Source organism: Mycobacterium lacus (assembly GCF_010731535.1).
GTDB lineage: Bacteria > Actinomycetota > Actinomycetes > Mycobacteriales > Mycobacteriaceae > Mycobacterium > Mycobacterium lacus.
Window position 1 is genome coordinate 662,923 of sequence record NZ_AP022581.1, and the last position, 25,183, is coordinate 688,105.

Genomic DNA, 25,183 nt, shown 5'->3' on the forward strand with positions numbered 1-25,183 from the left:
TGATTTCCGTCCTGTGAGTTTGCTGTCGTCGGCGGGCCGGCGTGCACGCTGTTGGCATCACGTGTGAAGGACCGGCCCGCGACCAGTTCCCGGCGGGGAGCCAAGTTTGAGGACGGCGTGATGAATTTTGCGGTGCTGCCGCCAGAGATCAACTCGGCGCGGATGTATCTCGGCGCCGGGTCGGCGCCGATGCTGGAGGCGGCGGCGGCCTGGGACGGGTTGGCCGCCGAGCTGGGGTCGGTGGCCGCGTCGTTTTCGCACGTGACGGCGGGGCTGGTGGGTTCGTCCTGGCAGGGTCCGTCGGCGGCGGCGATGGCCGGCGCGGCCGCGCCCTATTTGGGGTGGCTGAGCGCGGCGGCGGAGCAGGCTGAGCAGACGGCATCCCAGGTTCGATTGGCGGCAGCCGCCTTCGAGGCGGCTCGGGCGGCGACCGTGCATCCGGCGATCATCTCGGCCAACCGCGCTCAGTTCGTGTCGTTGGTGGGCTCGAACCTCCTGGGACAGAACGCCCCCCTGATCGCGGCAGCCGAAGCGGCCTACGAGCAGATGTGGGCCCAGGATGTGGCCGCGATGTTCGACTATCACGCCGGGGCGTCGGCCGCCGCCGCGGAGTTGACGCCGTTCACCCTGGGGCTGGCGAATCTAGCGGGTGATCCCATCATCAGCCTGTTCCGCAACCTTGGCCTGGCAAACGTCGGTGAGGGCAACGTCGGCAACGCGAACATCGGGAACTTCAATGTCGGCTCCGCAAACATCGGCTCCGGAAACCTCGGCAGCGGAAACATCGGCGGCGGAAACCTCGGGTTCGGGAATGCCGGCCCAGCGTCGGCGGCGGGTTTCGGCAACGCCGGTTTCGGCAACACCGGCAGCGGAAACGTCGGCATCGGCAATACCGGCAACAACAACATCGGTTTCGGCAACACCGGCAGCGGAAACATCGGCATCGGGCTGAGCGGGAACAACCTGCGGGGATTCGGCGCCATGAACACCGGCACCGGCAATATCGGATTGTTCAACTCAGGCACCGGGAATGTCGGAATAGGAAACTCGGGCACCGGTAACTGGGGCATCGGAAACTCGGGCAACGGTTACAACACGGGCATCGGCAACTCCGGCGTGGCCAACACGGGCTTCTTCAACTCTGGCATTGTCAACTCAGGTCTCGCTAATTCGGGCAATTACAATACGGGCAGCTACAACCCCGGCGTCGCCAATACGGGCGGCTTCAACGTCGGAAACTACAACACCGGTTACCTCAACTACGGCGACTACAACACCGGAATAGCAAATTCGGGCGACGTTGATACCGGTGCCTTTATTTCGGGCAGTTACAGCAATGGCCTCTTCTGGCGAAGCGACTACCAGGGCGGGGGGCCGGGGTACCGAAACACGACAACGAGCCCGTCGTCGGGCTTTTACAACTCCGGCACCGGAAGCGCATCGGGCTTTGGAAATTTTGGTGCCAACAATTCCGGCTTCCTGAACTTTTCTAACGGCCCGTTAGGAAGCTCGGGAATTTACAATTACGGCGCCTTGCAGTCGGGCCTGCTGAACACCGGCAACACCGTCTCCGGCTTGTACAACACGAGCACGCTGGACCTCGCTGCCGCCGCGTATGTCTCGGGCATCGCAAACACTGGAAGCAAGGTTGCCGGCATCTTGGCCGGCCCGTCGAGCGGCTTGCCAAACTTTGGCGAGGTAAACCTCGGCGGCGGGAACATCGGCAGCTTCAACGTGGGCAGCGGGAACGTCGGCAATTCCAACGTCGGCAGCGGAAACATCGGCAGTCTCAATTTCGGCTCCGGAAACCTGGGCAGCTCCAACTTCGGCTCCGGAAACCTGGGGAGTGCGAATTTCGGCTTCGGAAACCTGGGCAACAACGATTACGGTTTCGGTAACTTGGGCTCTTACAACGTGGGCTTCGGGAACGCCGGCAACTCCAATATCGGCTTCGGGAACACCGGCAGCAACAACATCGGCTTCGGGCTCACCGGCATCAACCAGGTCGGTTTCGGCGCCTTGAACTCGGGCAGCGGCAACCTCGGCCTGTTCAACTCCGGCACGAACAACATCGGCATCGCGAATTCGGGGACCGGCAACTTCGGCATCGGCAACCCCGGCGTCGGCAACACCGGCGTCGGCAACCCGGGAAGATTCAACACGGGCTTCTTCAACATCGGCACCGTCAATTCTGGCTTCGCCAACATCGGCGGCTACAACACCGGCAGCTTCAACACGGGCAGCTTCAACACCGGCGACTTCAACCCCGGCGGCTACAACACGGGCTATTTCAACACGGGTGATTACAACACGGGCCTGGAAAACTCGGGCAATGTCAACACGGGTGCTTTCAACTCCGGCGACTTCAATAACGGCTTCTTCATCTCCGGCGACAACCGGAACCAGATCTCGATCCATCTGGATATTAATACTCCCACCATTCCCATCAACGCCGAATTCAGCATCCCGATCAATATGGTTAACCAATTCGGCGGCAACACGTATAGCATTCCGGGCTACTTTTACCCCCAGCATTATTTCCTCGACGGCTTCTTCTATTTCGGGCCCGTCGATATCCCGAGATCCTCGATCACCATTCCCCTTGTGACGCTCACCACCGGGGGACCAAGTACGAATCTCGACATAACCATCGTCGGCGCCCTCGAGGGCCGCACGATCCACATCATCGATATTCCGGCGGCTCCGGGTTTTGGGAATTCGACGTCGAGCCCGTCGTCGGGTTTCTTCAACAGCGGCGGCGGTGGTTCGTCGGGTTTCGGTAATGTGGGTGCCAACAATTCGGGGTGGCAGAACTATTCGTTGGGCAGCGCCGGCAGCTCGGGTTTTCGGAACTTTGGTGCGCTGCAGTCGGGTGTGGCCAACCTGGGCAACACGGTCTCGGGTTTCTTCAACACCAGCACGGCGGGCTTCGAGCCGGCGCAGGTGTCGGGTTTGCCAACTTCGGCGCCGACCTGGCGGGGGTGATGCGCGACGCGACCGGGACGGTCTTTAACGCCGGTTTGGCCGACGTGGGCCATCTCAACCTGGGCAGCGGGAATCTCGGGGACTTCAACCTGGGCAGCGCCAACATCGGCTCCTACAACCTGGGCAGCGCCAACGTCGGCTCCTACAACCTGGGCAGCGGCAACATCGGTAGCGGCAACATCGGGTTCGGCAACGTCGATACCGTGGTGACCGCGGGCCTGAACAACGTTGGCTGGGGCAATACCGGCGGCCACAACGTCGGCTGGGGCAACACCGGTGACGGCAATATCGGGTTGGGCAACACCGGCACCGGTAACGTCGGGATCGGGCTGAGTGGTGATCATCAGGTCGGGTTGGGCGCGTGGAATTCCGGCAGCGGCAACCTGGGCTTGTTCAACTCCGGTACCGGCAACATCGGCATCGGCAATTCGGGCACCGGCAACTTCGGGATCGGCAACTCCGGTCAGTACAACACCGGCATCGGCAACACCGGCAGCACCAACACCGGGTTGTTCAACTCCGGTTCGGTCAACACCGGCGTGGCCAACCCGGGTGACTACAACACCGGCTGGTACAACGCCGGCCGGACCAACACCGGCGTCGCCAACCCGGGTGACTACAACACCGGCCTGTTCAACACCGGCAGCTACAGCACCGGCTTGGCCAACTCGGGCCACGTCGACACCGGCGCGTTCATCACCGGCGACATGGACAACGGCCTGTTATGGCGATCCAGCAACTCCGGCCTGATCGGCGCCAGCTACACCATCCACGTTCCCGAAATACCCTTGCACGTGACCGGGACCATGCCCGTCAACATCCCCATCACGACCACCTTCACCGACACCGTGTACAGCGGCATGACCATTGACGACATCCCGTTCGGTTTCCTGAATTTGGGTCCGCTCGGCGTCGTCACGGGCACAATCAACTCGCTCACCATTCCACAAGTCAGGGTCAGCGGACCCTCCCCGGCGCCGCATGCCGTCATTGGCGGACCCGACACGTCGATCGATTTCACCGGTTTCGCCAGCATCGGCCCCGCCGACGTCACCATCTTCGGAATCCCGGCCCTCACGGGTTTCGGAAACACGACCACCTTGCCGTCGTCGGGGTTCTTCAACAGCGGCACCGGCAGCTCGTCGGGCTTCTTTAACCTCGGCGCCGGCAACTCGGGCCTGCAGAACGTTTCCTTCGGGAGCTTCGGAAACTCGGGTTTCAGAAACTGGGGTGCACTGGAATCGGGCGCGGCGAACCTGGGCAACACCATCTCGGGGCTGGGCAACACGAGCCCGCTGGATCTGTCCGCGCCGGCCACCATCTCGGGCCTGGAAAACTTCGGCACGAACCTGGCGGGCCTGTTCCGCGACGGTATGGTCGGGCCGACGTCCTTCAACCTGGGCCTGGGCAACCTCGGCAGTCTGAATGTGGGCTTCGGAAATATCGGCGACCACAACCTCGGCCTCGGAAACGCCGGCGATTCCAACGTCGGCGGCGCGAACGCCGGCGTCTTCAATGTCGGGATCGGGAACCTGGGCTACGACAACCTCGGCCTGGCGAACCACGGCGGCTACAACCTCGGCCTGGGGAACCTGGGCAGCTACAACGTCGGCCTCGGGAATTTGGGCGCTTACAACCTGGGCTTCGGTAATTCCGGGGACTTCAACGTCGGCTTCGGGAATTCCGGCACCCACAACATCGGCTTCGGGCTCACCGGCACCAACCAGGTCGGGTTCGGCGCCTGGAACTCGGGCACCGGAAACAGCGGCCTGTTCAACTCCGGCACCAACAACACCGGCCTGTTCAACTCGGGCACCGGAAACGTCGGCATCGGTAACTCGGGCAACGGAACCTGGGGCGTCGGCAACTCCGGAAAAATCAACACGGGATTGCTGAACGCCGGTGACGTCAACACCGGTTTCTTTAACACCGGCAACGTCAACACGGGCATCGGCAACGCCGGTCACTACAACTCCGGCGGCTTTAACTCCGGCAGCTTCAACACGCTCGACCTCAACGCCGGAAACTACAACACCGGCTACCTGAACACGGGCGACTACAACACCGGGCTGGCTAACTCGGGCAATGTTGACACCGGCGCCTTCATCGCCGGCAACTACTCCGACGGCCTGCTTTGGCGAGGCGATTACCAGGGCCTGATCGGCGCCGACGTCGAGATCGTTATTCCCGCCACCGCCATCCCGGTAACCCTCGACGCGCAGATCCCCATCAATATCCCGCTCAACGCCACACTCGGGACCCTGACCCTGCACGGCTTCACCATTCCCCGATACACCGCCGACGTCAGCTTCTTTGGCAGCCCGGATTTCGAGGCTATCGCCGTGGGGCCCGTCACCATTCCCAACATCGGCATTGGCCTGCCGCCGATTACGGGCGAGATCGGTCCCACAACTATCGATATCGGCGGCAGCGGCGGCATCGGCCCGATCAGGATCCCGATCATCGACATCCCGGCGGGCCCGGGCTTCGGCAACTCGACCACCATCCCGTCGTCGGGCCTGTTCAACTCCGGCACCGGTAGTTCATCGGGCATAGGGAACCTCGGCGGCAACCTGTCGGGCTTCTGGAACACCGCCTCCGGCGGCTCCGGAATTTCGGGTTACAAGAACCTGGGCGAGCTGCTATCGGGCGTGTCGAACCTGGGCAACACCGTCTCGGGTTTCCTCAACACCAGCACGCTGGACCCCACGCTGGCCGCGTATGTCTCGGGCGTCGCGAACACCGGCAGCCACATTTCGGGCCTTTTCGACGGCGCATCGAACTACAACATCGGCTTCGCGAACCACGGCAGCTTGAACATAGGCAGCGGAAACGACGGCAGCTTCAACCTCGGCAGCGGAAACGTCGGCGGCTCCAACGTCGGCTTCGGAAACCTGGGCAGCTTCAACCTCGGCTCCGCAAACTTGGGCAGCCACAACCTCGGCCCCGCAAACCTGGGCAGCTACAACGTCGGCCTCGCGAACTTGGGCTCTCACAACCTGGGCTTCGGCAATTCCGGTGACTTCAATATCGGGTTCGGCAATACCGGCAGCAACAACATCGGGATCGGGCTGACGGGCGCCAACCAGGTCGGCTTCGGCGCCTGGAACTCGGGCGCCGGCAACCTCGGCCTGTTCAACTCCGGCACCAACAACATCGGCCTGTTCAACTCGGGCGACGGAAACGTCGGCATCGGCAACTCGGGCACCGGCAACGTCGGCATCGGCAATCCCGGCACCGGAAACTGGGGCTACGGGAACCTGGGCACCGGGAATACGGGCATCGGCAACACGGGAAGCTTCAACACGGGCTTCTTCAACACCGGCACCGCCAACACCGGCATCGCCAATCCGGCCGACTACAACACCGGCTCCTACAACACCGGCCACACCAATACCGGCAGCTTCAATGCGGGCGATTACAACACGGGCTACTTCAACACGGGCGATTACAACACCGGCCTGGCAAACTCGGGCAATGTCAACACCGGCGCTTTCATCGCCGGCAACTATGACAACGGCATGTTCTGGCGAGGCGATTACCAGGGCCTGTTCGGCTTGCGGCTCGGGATCGGTATTCCCGAGATCCCGCTGCTGAATCTCGACGTGAGCATCCCCCTCAATATCCCCCTCAACCTCACCATGCCCAGCGGCACCATAAGCAGCTTCACCATTCCCGAAATCCAATTCAAGGCATTCGACTCGGGCTACTTCAGCGTCGACCTCGGACCCATCGTCGTCCCGCAAGTGACCGTCATCATGCCGACGGTGACGGGTCTGGTCGGCGGACCAACGACGTCGATGCATATCGCCATCGCCAGCGGCGTCGGGCCGATCTACATCCCGCTCATCGATATTCCGGCGGCTCCGGGTTTTGGGAATTCGACGTCGAGCCCGTCGTCGGGTTTCTTCAACAGCGGCGGCGGTGGTTCGTCGGGTTTCGGTAATGTGGGTGCCAACAATTCGGGGTGGCAGAACTATTCGTTGGGCAGCGCCGGCAGCTCGGGTTTTCGGAACTTTGGTGCGCTGCAGTCGGGTGTGGCCAACCTGGGCAACACGGTCTCGGGTTTCTTCAACACCAGCACGGCGGGCTTCGAGCCGGCGCAGGTGTCGGGGTTTGCCAACTTCGGCGCCGACCTGGCGGGGGTGATGCGCGACGCGACCGGGACGGTCTTTAACGCCGGTTTGGCCGACGTGGGCCATCTCAACCTGGGCAGCGGGAATCTCGGGGACTTCAACCTGGGCAGCGCCAACATCGGCTCCTACAACCTGGGCAGCGCCAACGTCGGCTCCTACAACCTGGGCAGCGGCAACATCGGTAGCGGCAACATCGGGTTCGGCAACGTCGATACCGTGGTGACCGCGGGCCTGAACAACGTTGGCTGGGGCAATACCGGCGGCCACAACGTCGGCTGGGGCAACACCGGTGACGGCAATATCGGGTTGGGCAACACCGGCACCGGTAACGTCGGGATCGGGCTGAGTGGTGATCATCAGGTCGGGTTGGGCGCGTGGAATTCCGGCAGCGGCAACCTGGGCTTGTTCAACTCCGGTACCGGCAACATCGGCATCGGCAATTCGGGCACCGGCAACTTCGGGATCGGCAACTCCGGTCAGTACAACACCGGCATCGGCAACACCGGCAGCACCAACACCGGGTTGTTCAACTCCGGTTCGGTCAACACCGGCGTGGCCAACCCGGGTGACTACAACACCGGCTGGTACAACGCCGGCCGGACCAACACCGGCGTCGCCAACCCGGGTGACTACAACACCGGCCTGTTCAACACCGGCAGCTACAGCACCGGCTTGGCCAACTCGGGCCACGTCGACACCGGCGCGTTCATCACCGGCGACATGGACAACGGCCTGCTATGGCGATCCAGCAACTCCGGCCTGATCGGCGCCAGCTACACCATCCACGTTGACGAAATCCCGGCATTCCTCAACGTTCACATTCCCGTCGATATCCCGATTACCGCGACCATCACCCCCGCCACCATCAGCGCCTTCACCATTCCGGCAATCCCGTTCAGCGGCTTCAACGACAGGATAGGCGGCACGGTCGGGGGTCACGTTGGCCCGATCTCCTTCTCGGACATCACGTTTGACCTCGCCAACCCGGTGAACCTCAACCTGGGTGATCCCGATGGTTCGACGGTGGTCGACATCGTCGGCACGGGCGGTCTGGGTCCGATCGACATCACCATCTTCAACATCCCGGCGAGCACGGGCTTCTTCAACTCCAGCACCCTCCCGTCGTCGGGATTCTTCAACAGCGGGACGGGCAGCGCCTCGGGCTTTGGCAACGTCGGCGGCAACAATTCGGGCTGGCAAAACGCTTCCTTCGGCGGCCTTGGAAACTCGGGTTTCAAAAACTGGGGCGGGCTGCAATCGGGCGTGGCGAACCTGGGAAACACCATCTCGGGCCTGGGCAACACGAGCCCGCTGGATCTGTCCGCGCCGGCCACCATCTCGGGCCTGGAAAACTTCGGCACCGACCTGGCGGGCCTATTCCGCGACGGCCCGGGCGCAACGTTGTTCAACTTCGGATTGGCAAACCACGGCGCCTTGAATCTGGGCAGCGCGAACATCGGCTCCTACAACTTAGGAAGCGCAAACATCGGCGGCTTCAACCTGGGCAGCGCGAACATCGGCTCCTACAACATCGGAGGCGCAAACATCGGGATTTCCAACTTCGGCCTGGGCAACAGCGGCAACAACGACTTCGGCTTTGGCAACACCGGTATCCACAACATCGGCTTCGGCAACACCGGCAGCAACAACGTCGGCTGGGGCAACAGCGGCCAGGGCAACATCGGCTTCGGCAACACCGGCACCAACAACGTCGGGATCGGGCTCACCGGCGAGCACCAGGTCGGCTTCGGCGCGTGGAATTCCGGTAGCGGCAACGTCGGCTTGTTCAACTCGGGCACGGGCAACGTCGGCATCGGCAACTCGGGCACCGGCAACTTCGGCATCGGCAACTCCGGCAACTACAACACCGGCGTTGGCAACACGGGCAGCGCCAACACCGGTTTCTTCAACACCGGCATCGCCAACACCGGGATCGCTAACGCCGGCGGCTACAACACCGGCGTCGGCAACACGGGCAGCACGAACACGGGCAGCTTCAATTCCGCCGACCACAACACCGGCGGCGGCAACTCCGGCGACTACAACACGGGGTACCTCAACGCGGGCAACTACAACACGGGCATCGCCAACGCCGGCGACGTGAACACCGGCGCCCTCAACGCCGGCAGCTACAACAACGGCTTCCTGTGGCGGGGCGATCGCCAGGGCCTGGCCGGCTTCTCCTACCAGATCACCATTCCCGAAATCCCCTACCACTACGACATCAATAGCCACATCTTGGTACCGCTCAAAGGGAAAATCGGCGAAATCAGCAATAGCGCATTCGAGATTTCCAAGATCCCCATAAAAGTCCAGTTGGACCAAAAGATCTGCGTTCCCAAGCCCTGGCCTCCGTGGTACAAATGCTGGACGATACATATCACCGTCTACGACGGTCACGTCGGCGGATGGACCGTCGATGCGGGTGTGCTCGAACCGGCAACGTCGATCGATTACCTTTTCGACAAAGTGTTTGACTCCTCCGGCCACGGCAGCTTGGGCGGTCCCATCACCATCGGCTTCGACATCCCGCCGGCCCCGGGATTCTTCAATTCAACCGACACTCCCTCGTCGGGCTTCTTCAACTCCGGCGCCGGTAGCTCGTCGGGCTTCTTCAACTCCGGCGCCGGCAGCCTGTCGGGCCTGCTCAACAGCGGCGCCGGTCATTCGGGCCTCTGGAACGCTGGCGGCGTGGCGGACTCGGGTTTGCTGAACGCCGGCACGATGGAGTCGGGCGTGTTGAACTTGGGCAACACCATTTCGGGCCTCTACAACACGAGCACGGCAAACCTGGCGACGCCGGCGTTCGTTTCCGGCGGCGGCAATGTTGGCCAGGAAATCTCGGGCTTCTTGCACGACCTGAGGTTGCGATGATTGATCGTCACGACGGGCCCGCGGCGGCGTGACAAAGCCCAAGCGCATCGTGCGGAAGGATTACCTGCCGTCGCCGTCGGTCGAGTCCGCGCGGCGCGCGCCTCTACCGGATCTACGGCGAAAGAGCGCAGGGGCTCACGAAGGACGACTTGGAGCTACCCGAGCCGCAAGAGGCGGACCCGACTCATGTCGAAGCACTGGTACGCACGCTGAGCGAGCGGCGGCACTATGTCCCCGTCTCCGAAGACCCGTGGGTCGTGTGGTCGGTCGCCACACCGCGCGAGCCGTCGCGGCTGCGCCGACTCGAGCGCGATCCCGATGTCCAGTTTCAACCCACACTTCGCACAGGGCGAATCGCTGCTGGTCTGGATACCGCTCACGGTGGCGAATATCCTGGGCCCTTCGCATGCTGCGCGGGCGGCTGGCCCAGGGCGGCTAGCCGGGGCTCCCGGCGATCCCCGGTGTGCCGTCGGCGCCATCGAGGCCGTTGTCGCCGGCTGAGCCGACCATTCCGGGCGAACCAGCGTTCCCCGTGCCGCCGGGTAGGACGGCTCCGGCGGCGCCGGCCGCGCCGCCGGAGCCGCCTTCGCCGCCGGAACCGTGCCGGCCGAGGGCGCCGCCGGCGCCGCCGCCGCCGGCCGTGCCGCCGGACCCGGCCGCGCCCCCGTTTCCGCCGTTTCCGCCGTTTCCGCCGTCCTGGCCATCCGAGCCGGCGCCGCCGTGTCCGCCGTGTCCGCCGCTGCCGGCGGTCCCGGTGGCGCCGCTCTCGATATTGCCGCCGCCCCCGCCGGCGCCACCCGCCCCGCCCGCGGCGCCGTTGCCCCCGGCGCCCCCCGCGCCGCCGGCCCCGCCCTGGCCGCCGTTACCGCCGTTGTCGCCGCCAGCGCCGCCGGCGCCGCCCATGCCGCCGTTGCCGCCGCCGCCGTTGCTCGCGTCGCCGACGGCACCGTTGCCGCCGTTGCCGCCGTTGCCGGCGGTGCCCGCATTGCCGGTCACGGCGGAAACGTTGCCGCCGTTGCCGCCGTTGCCGCCGGCGCCACCGCTGCCGAAGCCCTCCGGGGTGAGCCCGGCGTTGCCGCCGTTGCCGCCGCGACCCGCGGTGCTGAGGCTGGATGCGCTCGCAGCAACGTTGCCGCCGGCGCCGCCGTCGCCGCCCGCACCAAGTTCACCGCCGTCTCCGCCGTCTCCGCCGTTTCCGCCGTGGGCCTCACCGGCCCCGGTGTTGGCGGCATCGCCGCCGTCGCCGCCGTTCCCTCCGGGGGCCGAGTCGCCGCCGGTCCCGCCGTCTCCGCCACCTCCGCCCTGCGCGGTGATCGACGAGTCGCTGCTGCCGAAGCCGCCGGCCCCCCCGTTTCCGCCCTGCTGGACGTTGGCGGGCGGACCGGTCGTTACACCGGGAGCGCCGGGTCCACCGTCGCCACCCGTGGGTGAGCCCGGAGGGCCAGCGCTGCCGGCGGTGGCCTGCGAATCGACCGGGGCGACGAAGTTCCGTGCGTCGGCGCCGGCCCCTCCGTCCCCGCCGGTCCCGCCGGCGCCGCCGTTGCCGCCGTGGCCCCGGCCGCCCGCCGAGCCGCCGGCGCCCCCGGCGGAGCCGCCAAGTCCGGGGTTGCCGCCGGCCGAGCCGGCGCCGCCGTTGCCGCCGTCGCCGCCGTAGGTGGTGGGCTCCACGTCGGGGCTAAAATTCATCTCTCCATTGGCACCCGCGCCGCCGTTTCCGCCCGTCGCGCCCGCGCCCCCGTCCCCGCCGTTTCCGCCGCTACCGGCGGCTGCGCCGCCCATGAGGGCCCCGCCGTCCCCGCCTTTCCCGCCGGCACCGGCAACGCCGCCCTTTCCGCCGTCGCCGCCGCTGCCCGACGTTGCGGAGGTGCCGCCGGCCGCGCCGGCGCCGCCGTTTCCGCCCGCGCCGGCCGCTCCGCCGCTGCCCCCGTCGCCGCCCTTTCCGCCGGTGCTGCCCGGGCCGTTGGCGGCACCGCCGGTGCCACCCTGGCCGCCGGCGCCGGCGATACCGCCGTCGCCGCCTTCGCCGCCGTCACCGGCGAAATACGAGGTGCCGCCGTTCGCGCCCGCGCCGCCCTGGCCCCCGGCACCCGCGGCGCCGCCGGTGCCGCCGTCACCGCCGGTACCCCCCGCGCCGCCGGCTCCGCCGGCCGCCCCGCCGTCGCCGCCCCGGCCGCTCGCGGCGCCGTTGCCGCCGTCGCCGCCACCGCCGCCGTTGTTCGACGACGTCCCGGCTATGCCGGCAGTACCGCTGCCGCCGTTGCCACCGTTGCCCCCCGCGCCGCCGGCACCGCCGTTTCCGCCGTCGCCAGCGGTGGCGTTTGCGCCGCCGGCCGCCCCGCCGGCGCCGCCGTGGCCGCCCGCGCCGCCCATCGTGCCGTTACCGCCGGTAGCGCCGCTGCCCGCGGCGGCGTCGCTGCCGCCGGCGCCGGCGCCACCGTTGCCACCGGTTCCGCCGTGGCCGCCGTGTCCGCCCGCACCCACGACGCCCGCCCGGCCGCCGTTAGTGGCGCCGGCGGCGCCCGGTGCGCCGCCGGCCCCGCCGGCCCCGCCGTGGCCGCCCACGCCGCCGGCCTTGGTGGAAGTGCCCGACCCACCGTCGCCGCCATTGCCGCCGGCGGCACCGTTGCCCCCGTTGCCGCCGGTGCCGGCGGTGCCGCCCACACCGCCCGCGGCCCCACCGTTGCCACCCTGGCCACCGGCACCGCCCGCGGTGCCGGCGGCACCGGCGGTGCCCGCTTCGCCGTTGGCGCCGTTGCCGCCGGCGCCACCGTCCCCGCCGGCGCCGCCGGCGCCACCATCCCCGCCGAGGCCCGCGTGGCCCGCTTGCCCGCCGGCCGCGGCCCCGGCAACGCCGAACGCGCCGCCGGCGCCGCCGGCGCCGCCCCTACCACCGTCGCCGCCGGGCAGCGTGGCCGTGCCGGCGGTGCCGGCGCCACCGTTGCCGCCGCTGCCACCGGCGCCGCCGTTGCCGCCGTCGCCGGAGGTACCGCCCGGGCCGCCCGCCGCTCCGCCGGCGCCGCCTTTCCCGCCCGCGCCGCCCGCGATGCCGTCGGCGCCGGCGCCGACGGCATCGCCGGCGGCGCTGCCGGCGCCACCGTTGCCGCCGCTCCCACCCGCGCCGCCGGCGCCGACGTAGCCCGGCGAGCCCCCGCCGCCGCTGCCGGCGGCACCGCCGAGGCCTCCCGCCCCGCCGGCCCCGCCGGTTCCACCGTCGCCGCCGACACCCGTGTCGCCGCCGCCGGGCATGCCGCTGCCGCCATCCCCGCCGGCGCCGCCGTGGCCGCCCGCCCCGCCCGTGCCGCCGTTGCCGGCGGCCCCGCCCGCGATCGCGGCCCCGCCGACGCCGCCCTGCCCACCGGCGCCCCCCGCGGTGCCGGCGGTGCCGTCGATGCCGGTGCCCGCGCCGCCGCTTGTGCCGTTCAGGCCGTTCCCCCCGGTTCCTCCGGCGCCGCCCGTGCCGCCGGTGCCCGCGCCGCCCGACTGGCCGCCGAAGCTGAAGAATTGGCCAGCGCCGCCGGCCCCGCCGGCGCCTGCGATGCCGCCGGTTCCTCCGGTGCCGCCGACGCCAGCGGGCGAACCGGCGGAGGCGTCGCCGCCCGCCCCGCCGACGCCGCCGGTGCCGCCGTGTCCGCCGTGACCGCCTGTCCCGCCGTGACCGAACAGCAACGGGCCTCGGCCGCCGGCGCCGCCGGCGCCGCCGTTGCCGCCCAGGCCGCCGGTGCCGCCGACATCGCCGGCGGCGGGTGTCCCGGCCCCCCCGGCGCCGCCGTGGCCGCCGTTGCCGCCGGCGCCGCCGCTGGTGAACAACCCACCGGCCCCGCCGGTCCCGCCGGCCCCGCCGTTGCCGCCGGTGCCGGCGCCTGCGCTCCCGGCGGCGCCGGCACCGCCGGCCCCGCCGTTACCGCCGTTACCGAAAATTTGGTCGCCGGCCCCGCCGTTGCCGCCGTTGCCGCCGCCGATGCCGCCAGCTCCACCGTCGCCGCCGCCGCCTAGCAGCCAACCGCCGTTCCCGCCGTTGCCGCCGGTGCCACCGCCGGTGCCGCCGGCGCCCCCGTCGCCGCCCTTGCCGAACAGCAGCCCGCCGGCGCCGCCGTTGCCGCCGTGAGCTCCGCCGCTGCCGCCGGTGCCACCGACTCCGCCGCTGCCCCACAGACCGGCCGGCCCGCCGTTGCCGCCGGCCTGACCCGGAGCCCCGGGCGCACCGTTGCCGCCGTTGCCGACCAGCAGCCCGCCGGCCCCGCCGTTGCCTCCGGGCGTGGTCGCGTTGGCACCGTTGCCAATCAGCGGACGCCCGAACAGCGCCTCGGCGGGCGCGTTGAATGCGTTCAGCGCAAGGTTCACCGGGTTGCCCACCGCGAGCGCGTTGGCCGCTTCGGTGGTGGCATACGAATTCGCGGCGGCCGCCAAGGCCTGGACAAGTCGGTCGTGAAACGCCGCGGCCTGCCCGGCCACCGCCTGATACCCCCGGGCGTGGGCACCGAACACCGCCGCAATTGCCGCCGACACCTCGTCGGCCGCTGCGGCCAGGGGTGCGGTGGTGGGTGCGGCGGCCGCGGCGTTCGCGGCGCTGATCGCCGAACCAATGTCGGCCAAATCCGAAGCCGCCGCCACGACGACCTCCGGCGCCACGTTCACAAACGACATCGCCGTTCCTTCCGCTACGAATGAATGACCGAAGGCCGCCGGCCCCGAAGTGCGATGTTTTAGTCGCCGGCACGAACAAACACGCGGTGTGAAGGGGCCCTGATCAGTGCGCTTCCGGTTACCAGGCAACGTTATTCAGCACACATTTCGGGGTCTAGCAGAAGGTTACGAAGAAACCTTTGTGCAATCCGCAATGATCGGCTTTCATGAAATGCCCTGCGAGACATCGCCGTGATGGCCACCGGTGCCGAGTGGGCTCGGTTGGGCAAGAGTGACCGGAGCACCCGCCACGAAAGCTTTCGGGGGACGCAAGAGTCTATTCGCAACCTTCTACTAGACGCCGAAATGTGTGCTGAATAACGTTGCCGTGTAACGAGAAGCGTCTTGATTACGCCGGCTCCACCCAGCGTGTTGTGAATGCCACTGCGAACGAGTTCGCGCTTCGAGCGGATAAACAGCGGATAAACCTCGCCTTGGTTTCGCCTCCGGGTTCGCCATGGTGGCCGGTTGAGGAGAAGATGATGGATTTTGCGTGGTTGCCGCCGGAGATCAATTCGGCGTTGATATTTGGTGGTGCAGGGTCGCGCCCGTTGCACGTGGCTGCGGCCGGGTGGGATGGCCTGGCAACGGATTTGGCGGCGTCGGCGTCGTCATTCGATTCGGTGATCTCGGGCCTAACCAGCGGGCCGGTCGGGTCGTGGGCGGGTCCGGCATCGGTCGCGATGGCGGCGGCGGCGGCGCCGTATGTGGGTTGGTTGAGGGCGGCGGCGTCGCAGGCGGCGTTGGCGGCCGGTCAGGCCCGGGCGGCGGCGACGGCGTTTGAGACGGCGTTGGTGGCCACGGTGCATCCGGCGGCGGTGACGGCGAATCGGGTGTCGTTGGTGTCGTTGATCGCGACGAATTTCCTGGGTCAGAACACGCCGGCCATTGCGGCCACGGAGTTCGAGTACATCGAGATGTGGGCTCAGGATGTGGCCGCGATGCTGGGGTATCAGGCCACCATGACCTCGGTGGCGTCGTTGCTGACGCCGTTCAGTGCGCCGCCGAGTGGTTTGACGGGGTTGGCAACCCAGGTTGCCTCGATGGCGCAAACGGCCGCCCCGCAGGTCTTGTCGGCGGTGCAGTCGTTGCCGGTGGGGACGGCGGTGGACGCGGCGCAGAAGATGGCGAGTCCGCTGGGCATGGCGATGTCTCCGTTGATGAGTATGTTGACCAGCGGCATGCGGACCGGGGCGACCAGCGGCACCGGGTTGGCCGGCGGCGCGGCGGCGGAGGGCGCCGCCAAGTTCGTGGGTGGGGCCGGCAATCCGGCGATCAAGGGGTTGGGCGGCGGGGCCGGGTTGGGTGCGGCGTCGGCGGGTCTTGGGCAGGCGCGGATGGTGGGGTCGATGTCGGTGCCGCCGACCTGGCAGGGGTCGATGCCCAAGGCGATGGCGTCGTCGGCGATGTCGGGGTTGGGTGCGATGAATCCCGCGGCGATGGCGCAGGCGGCCGGTGCTGGCGGGATGCCGATGATGCCGATGCCGATGGGCATGGGTGGGGCCGGTGCCGGGATGCCCGCGGGGATGATGGGCCGCGGTGGGGCCAATCCGCATGTCGTGCAGGCGCGGCCCAGCGTGATTCCGCGAACCGGGGTCGGATAGGGGTGATTGGTACCAGGTTTCAGTCTCGGGAATTCATCGTTCGAGGAAAGGAAAAGTGTGGTGGCTGCTCGGTTTATGACCGATCCGCACGCGATGCGGGCGATGGCTGGCCGGTTTGAGGTGCATGCGCAGACGGTTGAGGATGAGGCGCGGCGGATGTGGGCGTCGTCGCAGAACATTTCGGGTGCCGGCTGGAGTGGGCTGGCGCAGGCGACGTCGTTGGACACGATGAGCCAGATGAATCAGGCGTTTCGCAACATTGTGAACATGCTGCATGGGGTGCGGGACGGGTTGATCCGCGACGCGAATAACTATGAGCAGCAAGAGCAGGCTTCGCAGCAGGTCTTGAGCAGCTGAAAGGACGTTGGTGATGACGATTAATTACCAGTTTGGTGATGTGGATGCCCATGGGGCCACGATTCGGGCTCAGGCGGCGTCGTTGGAGGCGCAGCATCAGGCGATCGTGCGTGATGTGTTGGCGGCCGGGGATTTCTGGGGTGGTGCCGGGTCGGTGGCCTGCCAGGAGTTCATCACCGGGTTGGGCCGTAATTTCCAGGTGATCTACGAGCAGGCCAATGCTCATGGGCAGAAGATACAAGCCGCAGGCAGCAACATGGCCAGCACCGATTCCGCGGTCGGGTCCGGCTGGGCCTAGCCCGGCGACGGCGAGCGCGGGAACGGCGCAAGTAAGGAGCCGGGCCATCCAGCCCTCGCCCCGTCACGGCCTGCGGCCACCAGAGCCCAAGCGCAGGGGCAAACATGACGACGCGCGATCTCACGGCAGCGAATTTCCTGGAGACCATCAACGGCAATGAGATTGTGCTCGTTTATGTTTGGTCGACTTTCTGCCCGGCATGCCTCGAGTTCACACCGACGTACGAGGACTCGTCCACCAAGCACCCCGACATCGTGCACGGAAAGGTCGACTTCGAGATCGAGAAGGAGCTGGTGACCGCCGCCAAGGTCCGGTTCATGCCGGTGCTGATGGCGTTCAAGAATGGCGCGCTGGTGTTCAAGCAAGGCGGCATCGCCCGACCCGCGGTCTTGGAGGAGCTGATCCGCCAGCTTAGGGTCTACGACATCGATTCCGCTGCGGTTGGCGGGGGCACCCACGCCTGATCCAGCACCCACTCGAAAGGTGATGGCGCAGAACACGATCCGTGATCATCGGATCTCGGTCATGTGGCGCCGCAGCCGGGGAAGGCTCCAGTGCCGCCATGTCGTATCCAGCGCTGCGGCCAGCAGGCGGCCGGGCATCCAGGGTGGGGTGTCGAAGGCGATGAGATAGTCCAGCCGCGTCCCGCCGTCGCGGCCGGCGGTGAGTTCGATGCGGCCGAGGTGATTGCGGATTGGGCCGCGGACGGTGCGGTATTCGATCAGGCGCGGTGGTCGGTAGGTGACGATTTCTTCTTGGATAGGCCAGATCCCGAACACGCGCTGCGCCCGGACCGAGCGCAGACCGTCGGGTTCGGCGGGGTCGACGCCGTCGCGCACGCGCCGCTGGCGCACCGGCCACAGCGTCGACCAGCGGTGGCCGAGGACCTCGAAGATTTGCTGGGCTGGTGCCGCGAGTTCGACGGTGTAGTGCAGCCGATGACGCTGCGCCGCGTCGGCCGTGTCGGGGGTTGGCGGTGTGAGCTGGCCGGCCCGGGTGGCGAGCCAGTCACGCAGAAAGGGAAACACGTCCGTGGTGGCGACGGGATGCAGCAGCGGTGTCTCGTGCGTGTGGTTGCGTGCGAATCCGTGGCGGCGCGCGGCCGCCTGTACCCGCCGGTCGGTGCTGGCGAACGGCCGGGCGAGCCGGTCGCATCGGGCGGCGGGGGCGATGACGTCGCGGGGAGCGGTGAATACGAGGAGCGGCAAGTCGACCGCACTGAGCGCGGCCGATAGCTGGCCCCGGGCGCGCTCCGCGGCGCCCCAGGAGATCGCGTCTTCGAGGGCGGCGACCGGCTCGTCTTCCGGGCCGAGCCGCAACCGCCGCGCCGGGAACACACCACCCCACCTGCGAGCCCGCACCGTCGCGGTGACGATCGGATTGGCCAGCAATGGGATATCGACGGCGGAGTTGATGAGCACCAGCCCCGCGATCTGCGTTTGCTGCATGGTCTCGGCGGCTGCGCGGGCGAGGGCCACACCGCCGAAGGAATGCCCGACCCAAAACGCCGGGCAGCCCGTCTCTGCCGCGACAAGCTCCTGGACTGCGGGCAGGTCGACCCGGACCAGCTCCTGCCAGCCCGCGCGGGCCCCGTCCGACAGTGCCACCCCGCCGGTTCCGCGCCGCTCGACGATCCAGGCATCGAAACCGTTGTCGGCCAACATCTCGGCCAGCCCGCCCCCGCCGGGCCACAGATACAGCCGGCGGTTATCGAACATCCCGGGAACCATGACGACCGGCACCCCGCGACCCGAGCCGCCGTCGCCGACCCGCGTGACACGGAAGCGCCCTCCGTCCGGGACGGTCACCACCGTCTCGTGCAGGCGCTGGCGCGCGCGCTCTTCGCCCCTCCACGCGGTGGGGGTGGGATATTCCGTCATCGCTCCCTCGCTAGTGAAGTGTCCGGCCTGAGAAGCTTCCGTTGCCGGAAAAGTGAGTGCTTGCATGGCGCTTGGCATTTCAGGCAGCGCGCTTCGGCGCCTCCTGCCGTGTCCACGGTACGCGCGGTGGTGGTGGACCCAAAACCCCTTGCGACAGCGAGCTTGTCGGTCTTCGGCGAGAATCACCAAACTTTCATGGCGCGCAACACTTTGTTCGCAACCTTCTGCTAGACGCCGGTGCGTGGGCTGCATAGCGTCTCCTAGTAACCGGAGCTAGTTCGACTCCCCGCACCGTTGGTGCTCATGTCGCTGGCGCGGACCTCTTCAGCTCGGGCATGGCCCGCTGAAACCTTAGGGGTGTCATGAATTTTTCGGTGTTGCCGCCGGAGGTCAATTCGGCGTTGATGTTCGCCGGGGCCGGCTCGGGGCCGATGCTCGCGGCCGCGGACGCTTGGGACGGACTGGCCGGCGACCTGCAGTCGGCGGCAAGGGGCTTTTCCTCGGTGACCTCCGGTCTGGCGGATCAGTTCTGGCAGGGCTCGGCGGCGCGGGCGATGACCGGCGTGGCGGAGTCGTATGCTGCCTGGCTGAACGGCGCGGCGACGCAAGCTGAGCAGGTATCGCGTCAAGCCAAAGCCGTGGCCGCGGTGTTTGACGCGGCGCGTGCCGCCACGGTTCATCCATCGGTGGTGGTGGCCAATCGGTCTGACCTGGTGTCGTTGGTGGCCTCGAATCTGTTCGGTCAAAACGCGCCGGCGATCGCCGCCGCCGAGGCCACGTATGAACAGATGTGGGCCCAGGACGTCGCCGCCATGTCCGGTTATTACGCCGAGGCGTCGGCGGCAGTCGCGTCACTGGCACCGTGGGGGGCTGCGTCACAAGGCATCTACATATACGTCCCGTTCCTCGACGGCACCATCAACCTGACCCTCGGCAACATCGGCGCCCTCAACGTGGGCCTCGGCAACATCGGCAACCTGAACCTGGGCAGCGGCAACTCCGGCAGCTACAACCTGGGCACCGGCAACTTCGGCAATCTCAACCTGGGCAGCGGAAATGGAAGCTCGGGGCGGGGACTATCGGGGGCCCAACTCCCGGGAAGTTTCAACCTGGGCAGCGGCAACCTCGGCAGCTACAACCTGGGCAGCGGCAACCTCGGCAGCTACAACCTGGGCAGCGGCAACAAGGGCGACACCAACTTTGGCCTGGGCAACATCGGCAGCACAAACTTTGGTGGCGGGAATGCGGGCAGCCAGAACTTGGGCTCCGGTAATGCCGGTAACTCAAACCTTGGCAGCGGCAACACCGGCGACGCGAACTTTGGCCTCGGCAACACCGGCAACTCTAACGTTGGCAGTGGAAACACCGGCTCCGGCAACGTCGGCGGCGGCAACCTTGGCAACGCGAACGTCGGCTATGGAAATCTTGGTAGCAATAACATCGGTTTTGGGAACAAGGGCAACAACAACATCGGCTTCGGGCTATCCGGCGACAACCAGATCGGCATCAATTTCCACGCGCTGAACAGCGGCAGCGGAAACATTGGCCTGTTCAACTCCGGCAACGACAACATCGGTTTCTTCAACTCCGGTGACGACAACTGGGGCATCGCGAACTCGGGCCTCGGCGTTGGGCCGTTGAGCGTCGAGTTCGGCACCTCGGGCGTCTACAACACGGGCATCGGAAGCTCGGGGTTCCTCAACACCGGTCTCGGAAACTCCGGCAGCTACAGCACCGGCCTGTTCAACTCGGGCGCCACGAACACGGGCCTGTTCAACTCGGGCACTACCAACACCGGCCTGTTCAACTCCGGCGACACCAACACCGGGCTGTTCAACTCGGGCGACACGAACACGGGCCTCTTTAACGCGGGCTCCACGAACTTTGGCAGCTTCAATGGCGGCAGCATCAACTCGGGCGGCTTCAACTCGGGCGACATAAACAGCGGCTACGGGAACTCGGGCGGCGTCAACACCGGCTTGCTCAACGGGGGCAATCTGAACACCGGACCGGCCAGCCCCTACAACCAAAATGTGCTGAACTCCGGCTTCTCCAACTCCGGCTCGGGCTTTGGCCACGGAGGCGTCAACCAATCGGGCTTCGCGAATCAGGGCTTCAATAACTCCGGCATCGATTCCGGCGACAACATTGATCAGACTATCGGTGGCAAAACGTTCGTCGGCACCATCAACTCCGCCGGCTTCGAAATCCATGCCAACTATGCTTCCGGCTTCCTGAACGCGGGCGCCTACAGCTCGGGCTTCCGGAACACCGGCCCCACCTACATCGGCCCCGCCCACATATCGGGCTTCGCCAACAGCTCTGGACAGTACATCTCGGGCCTGTTCAACGCGGCCACACTCAACCCGGGCGTCGTGGAAACCTTTAACTCGGGCATCGGGAACCTGGGCAACCAGGTATCGGGGCTCTTCAACGCGCAGAATCAGGAATCGGGCGTGTTCCACTGACACCAAGGCGCCCACAAGCAAGGCTGCTGGTGACACCAGTACGCCAATGTGCCTGCCGCACGGGCGAAGTCGGCACGACGGGGTCAGTCGGACGCGGCTTACTGGAAATCCGCACCGCCTACGCACCACCGGCCCAACCGAATTCACCGTTGCGTGTGCGGCGTCGCGGTCGTCCGGCGGCTTTCGCGAGTTGGTCGGAGGGGCGGCGTCGAGCGACCGATCATCTTGGGCTACAACGGCTTCAGCGGCCGTCGCGGTGACCTTCGGCGCGTCATTTACGGCAGGACACTTGCGCGTATAGCAAGGGTTTGTTCGCAATTTTTTACTGGACGCTAATGGGCGCTCTGCATAACGTGACGTTGCAATCAGAAGCCCTGCGGGGCGACGCCCTTCGATCACTGATTCTAGTGGAAGGACGGACGATGTCGTCCTGTGAACGTCCTGCGAATGCGCTACCGGAGACCTGGGCGGCGATCTCTGGAGTCGAGCACCATGCCTGACCTCCATGATCTGCACCGCCAGTGCACTGTGGTGAGTGACGGCGGTGAGAGATGATGGTGGCCCCGGTCGAGACGGTTACCGTCTTGTTCACCGATCTGGTCGATTCGACCGCGCTGGCGTCGCGGGTGGGTCCGGAGCGCGCTGAGGAGCTTCGGGTCGAACATTTCCGGCTGCTGCGCGAAGCGATCGTCGGCGCCAACGGGTTCGAGGTCAAGAACACCGGCGACGGGGTGATGGTGGTATTGCCGTCGGCGGCCGCTGCGGTCGAATGCGCCCAAGCGATCCAGCAGCGTCACGAGCTGCGCAACCGCCACGCCGCTGAAGAGCTGTTGGTGCGGGTCGGGATCAGCATGGGCGATGCGACGCGCTCGGAGGGGGACGTGTTCGGTCCCCCGGTGGTGGAGGCGGCGCGGTTGTGCGCCAAGGCGAATCCGGGTCAGGTGTTGTTGTCGGAGGTGACCCGGGTGATGGTGGGTCGTCGGGGCGAGCACACCTTCCGTTCGGTGGGGGATCTCGAACTGAAGGGGTTGCCCGAGCCGGTGGCGGCGTGCGAGCTGGTGTGGGCGTCGCTGGCGGCGGCGACGACTCCGTTGCCGCCGCGCTTACAGGTGCTGCCGTTGACCCCCTACGTGGGCCGCGAAGGCATCCGTGCCCGGTTGTCGCAGGTGCGCCAGCTCGCCATCGACGGGGCTCGCCAGGTGGTGCTGATCACCGGAGAGCCCGGCATCGGCAAGACGCGGTTGGCCACGCACGTGGCCTCGGAGGCTCACGCCGAAGGCGCCACGGTGCTTTTCGGTCATTGCGACGAGGAGCTGATGGCGTCGTATCAGCCCTGGGTGCAGGCGCTGCGCGACCTGGTTGAGCACGCCCCGATGGAGGTGCTGGCCCAGCACGTGGGTGAGCACGGCGGCGAATTGTGCCGGCTGGTGCCCGAGCTGGCGCGCCGGCTGCCCAACGTGCCGGCCCCGCGGGTGAGCGACCGGGAGACGGAGCGCTGCCTGTTGTTCGGGGCCGTCGTCGGGCTGCTGGGGTGCGCGGCGGCCCAGGGGCTTTTGGTCGTGCTGCTGCTTGATGATCTGCACTGGGCCGACAAACCCTCCCTCGCACTCTTGAAGCACGTGGTGGCGCACGTGGTGCAAGCGCGGCTGTTGCTTTTGTGCACCTATCGCGACAGCGACATCGATGCGAATCATCCGCTCAGCGCGTTGCTGGCTGATCTGCGTCGTGAAGCCGGTGTGGAGTGGGTGGCGCTGCAGGGCTTGGCGCAGCAGGAGGTGGAGTCGCTGATAGCGGCCGCCGCGGGCCATGAGCTCACCGGCAAGGGGCTCGAGCTGGCCGCGGCGGTGCGCGGTGAAAGCGACGGAAACCCGTTCTTCGTCACCGAAATCCTGCGCGATCTCGTCGAGTCCGGGGGCCTGGTGCGGGGCGACGGCGGCCGCTACGTCATCACCGCCGAGATCGCCGAGCTGGGGATCCCGTGCAGCGTCCGCGATGTCGTCGTGCAGCGGATCCATCGGCTCGGACCCGACGCCGTCAGCGCCCTTTGCGCCGCGGCGGTGATCGGGCGTGAGTTCGACCTTGAGCTGCTGTCGGTGGTCACCGAACGTTGCGAGGACGACCTGCTCGCCGTTTTGGAGTCGGCGGTGGCCGGATCGGTCCTGAGGGAGAGTCCACAAGGGTTGGGGCGGTTCGTGTTCGAGCACGCGCTGATCAATCACACCCTCTGTGAGGATCTCAGCCGGACGCGGCGCGCGCGGCTGCACACCCGCATCGCCCAGGCCATCGAAGACGTCGCCGGGGACAATATCGACGAGCGGCTGAGTGAGCTGGCTTACCACTGGGCGGCCGCGGGGCCGGCGGCCAGCGCCGGCAAGGCGATCGCCTATGCCCGTCGGGCCGGGGAGCGCGCCCTGGCGCAGCTGGCCCCCGATGAGGCGCTGCGCTGGTTCACCCGGGCCCTCAAGCAGCTCGCCACGGGGTGCGACGTCAGCGAGGCCGATCGCTGCGACCTGATGATCCTGTTGGGCGAAGCCCAATGCCAGACCGGAGAGCCGGCCTACCGTGACACGTTGCTGGCCGCCGGTGACATCGCGTCGTGCATCGGCGACGCGGAGCGGATGGCCAAGGCGGCGATCGCCAACACCCGCGGCTGGCTGAGCAACGTCGTCGAAGTCGACGCCGAGCGCGTCGCAGCGCTGCAAGCGGCCATCGACGCGGTGCCCGCCGGTTCCCCGCATCGGCCCCTGCTGCTCGCGCAGCTGGCCGCCGAGGCCTGCGTCGCCTGGGATTTCGCCTCCCGGATTCGCCCGCTCATCGATGAGGCGCAGCAGTTGGCGCGCAAGGACTGCGACAAGCACGCGCTGGCGCGGGTCTTGACCTTTGTCAGCTCGGCATTGGTGGTGCGACCCGACCTGATGGCCGAGCGGATGGCGCTCACCGGGGAGCTGATGGTTCTGGCCGACGGGGTGGATGACCCATTGCTGGGATGCATGGCCGCGGCCATGAGATTTTTCGCCGCGGTCGAAGTCGCCGACATTCGTGAAGCGCGCGAATGTGCGCACCGGACGTGGCGGCTCTCCGAGCGCACCGGTCAGCCCTGGATGCGGTGGATTGCGCGGTTTGTGGCGGGAGTGATCGCGGCCATGGGCGGCGAGCTGGAGCTCGCCGAGAAGCATGCCAGCGATGCGCTGAAGATCGGGGTGGCGATCGGCTTCCCGGACGCGTTCTTTTTCTACAGTCCCCAGCTCAACTACCTGCGATACGAACAGGGCCGGCTGGAGGAGGTCATCGACGCAAACGTCGAGATGAGAAAGCTGGCGCCCGGCCTTTCGTCGATACCGGCCAGGCTGTCGTTCTATCTTGCCGAGACCGGCCGCCTCGATGAGGCAGGCGAACTGCTCAGCGAGGTGACCCAGGCGGGTTTCGGGTCACTGAACCACGACTACCTGCGGCTGTACGCGCTGGCGTACTGGGGCCTGACGGCGGCGCGGCTTGGCGAGCGCAGTGTCATCGCGGAGATCTATGACTTGCTCTACCCCTACCGCGGCCACCTGATTTACCCGGTCCCGATCGCGTTGTCGTCGGCTCACACGATCCTCGGGCACCTGGCGGGCGCGTTGGGCCGCTTCGATGACGCCGAAGGGCATTTCGCCGCCGCAACCACGGTGCATGAGCGCATCGGCGCACCACTGTTCGAGGCGCGAAACCAGCTGTGCTGGGCGCAGATGCTGCTGTCGCGAAACGCCGACGCGGACACCCCGCGCGCGCTGGCGATGCTGCACCGCGCCCGCGACACCGCCACCGAGCTGGGTGGGGTCGCAATCGTCAGGGACACAACACATCTCATCGACGCCATTGAAACGCACTGAAACGCACTCACAGAGGAACGGGTCATGAC

10 protein-coding genes are annotated in these 25,183 nt (G+C 67.2%); 8 read left to right on the forward strand and 2 right to left on the reverse strand.

The annotated features are described in order from the left end of the window. Positions 1-120 precede the first annotated feature (120 nt). Complete coding sequence (locus G6N24_RS25660; RefSeq protein ID WP_163745399.1) at positions 121-2,985, forward strand: PPE family protein; 2,865 nt, start codon at positions 121-123, stop codon at positions 2,983-2,985. Beyond that, the gene (locus G6N24_RS03225) at positions 2,985-9,995 is read left to right on the forward strand and encodes a PPE family protein (RefSeq protein ID WP_163745400.1); all 7,011 of its coding nucleotides are present in this window, start codon (positions 2,985-2,987) and stop codon (positions 9,993-9,995) included. The genes G6N24_RS25660 and G6N24_RS03225 overlap by 1 nt, the downstream gene beginning before the upstream one ends. 435 nt (positions 9,996-10,430) lie before the next feature. Here the strand turns inward: G6N24_RS03225 and G6N24_RS03230 are convergent, their stop codons facing one another. Then, complete coding sequence (locus G6N24_RS03230) at positions 10,431-14,639, reverse strand: PE family protein (RefSeq protein WP_163745401.1); 4,209 nt, start codon at positions 14,637-14,639, stop codon at positions 10,431-10,433. 518 nt (positions 14,640-15,157) lie between these two features. Here G6N24_RS03230 and G6N24_RS03235 point away from each other — a divergent pair. The 4 genes from G6N24_RS03235 to G6N24_RS03250 all read left to right on the forward strand — a co-directional run bounded on the left by G6N24_RS03235 (position 15,158) and on the right by G6N24_RS03250 (position 17,401). Beyond that, the gene (locus G6N24_RS03235) at positions 15,158-16,282 is read left to right on the forward strand and encodes a PPE family protein (RefSeq protein ID WP_232070682.1); all 1,125 of its coding nucleotides are present in this window, start codon (positions 15,158-15,160) and stop codon (positions 16,280-16,282) included. A 60-nt stretch (positions 16,283-16,342) separates the two neighbouring features. Beyond that, the gene (locus G6N24_RS03240) at positions 16,343-16,639 is read left to right on the forward strand and encodes a WXG100 family type VII secretion target (RefSeq protein WP_085156850.1); all 297 of its coding nucleotides are present in this window, start codon (positions 16,343-16,345) and stop codon (positions 16,637-16,639) included. A 13-nt stretch (positions 16,640-16,652) separates the two neighbouring features. After that, the gene (locus G6N24_RS03245; RefSeq protein ID WP_085156853.1) at positions 16,653-16,937 is read left to right on the forward strand and encodes a WXG100 family type VII secretion target; all 285 of its coding nucleotides are present in this window, start codon (positions 16,653-16,655) and stop codon (positions 16,935-16,937) included. 104 nt (positions 16,938-17,041) lie between these two features. Further along, the gene (locus G6N24_RS03250) at positions 17,042-17,401 is read left to right on the forward strand and encodes a thioredoxin family protein (protein ID WP_085156856.1); all 360 of its coding nucleotides are present in this window, start codon (positions 17,042-17,044) and stop codon (positions 17,399-17,401) included. A gap of 45 nt (positions 17,402-17,446) precedes the next feature. Here G6N24_RS03250 and G6N24_RS03255 read toward each other — a convergent pair whose 3' ends face one another. Next, on the reverse strand, positions 17,447-18,817 hold the full coding sequence (locus G6N24_RS03255; RefSeq protein WP_085156859.1) for an alpha/beta fold hydrolase: 1,371 nt from the start codon (positions 18,815-18,817) through the stop codon (positions 17,447-17,449). 362 nt (positions 18,818-19,179) lie between these two features. Here G6N24_RS03255 and G6N24_RS03260 point away from each other — a divergent pair, with 362 nt between their 5' ends. Continuing rightward, positions 19,180-21,285 (forward strand): PPE family protein, encoded by a 2,106-nt coding sequence (locus G6N24_RS03260; protein ID WP_085156862.1) that lies wholly within the window; start codon positions 19,180-19,182, stop codon positions 21,283-21,285. A 551-nt stretch (positions 21,286-21,836) separates the two neighbouring features. Continuing rightward, positions 21,837-25,154, forward strand: a complete 3,318-nt coding sequence (locus G6N24_RS03265) for an ATP-binding protein (protein ID WP_085156865.1) — start codon at positions 21,837-21,839, stop codon at positions 25,152-25,154. The last annotated feature ends 29 nt before the right edge of the window (positions 25,155-25,183 follow it).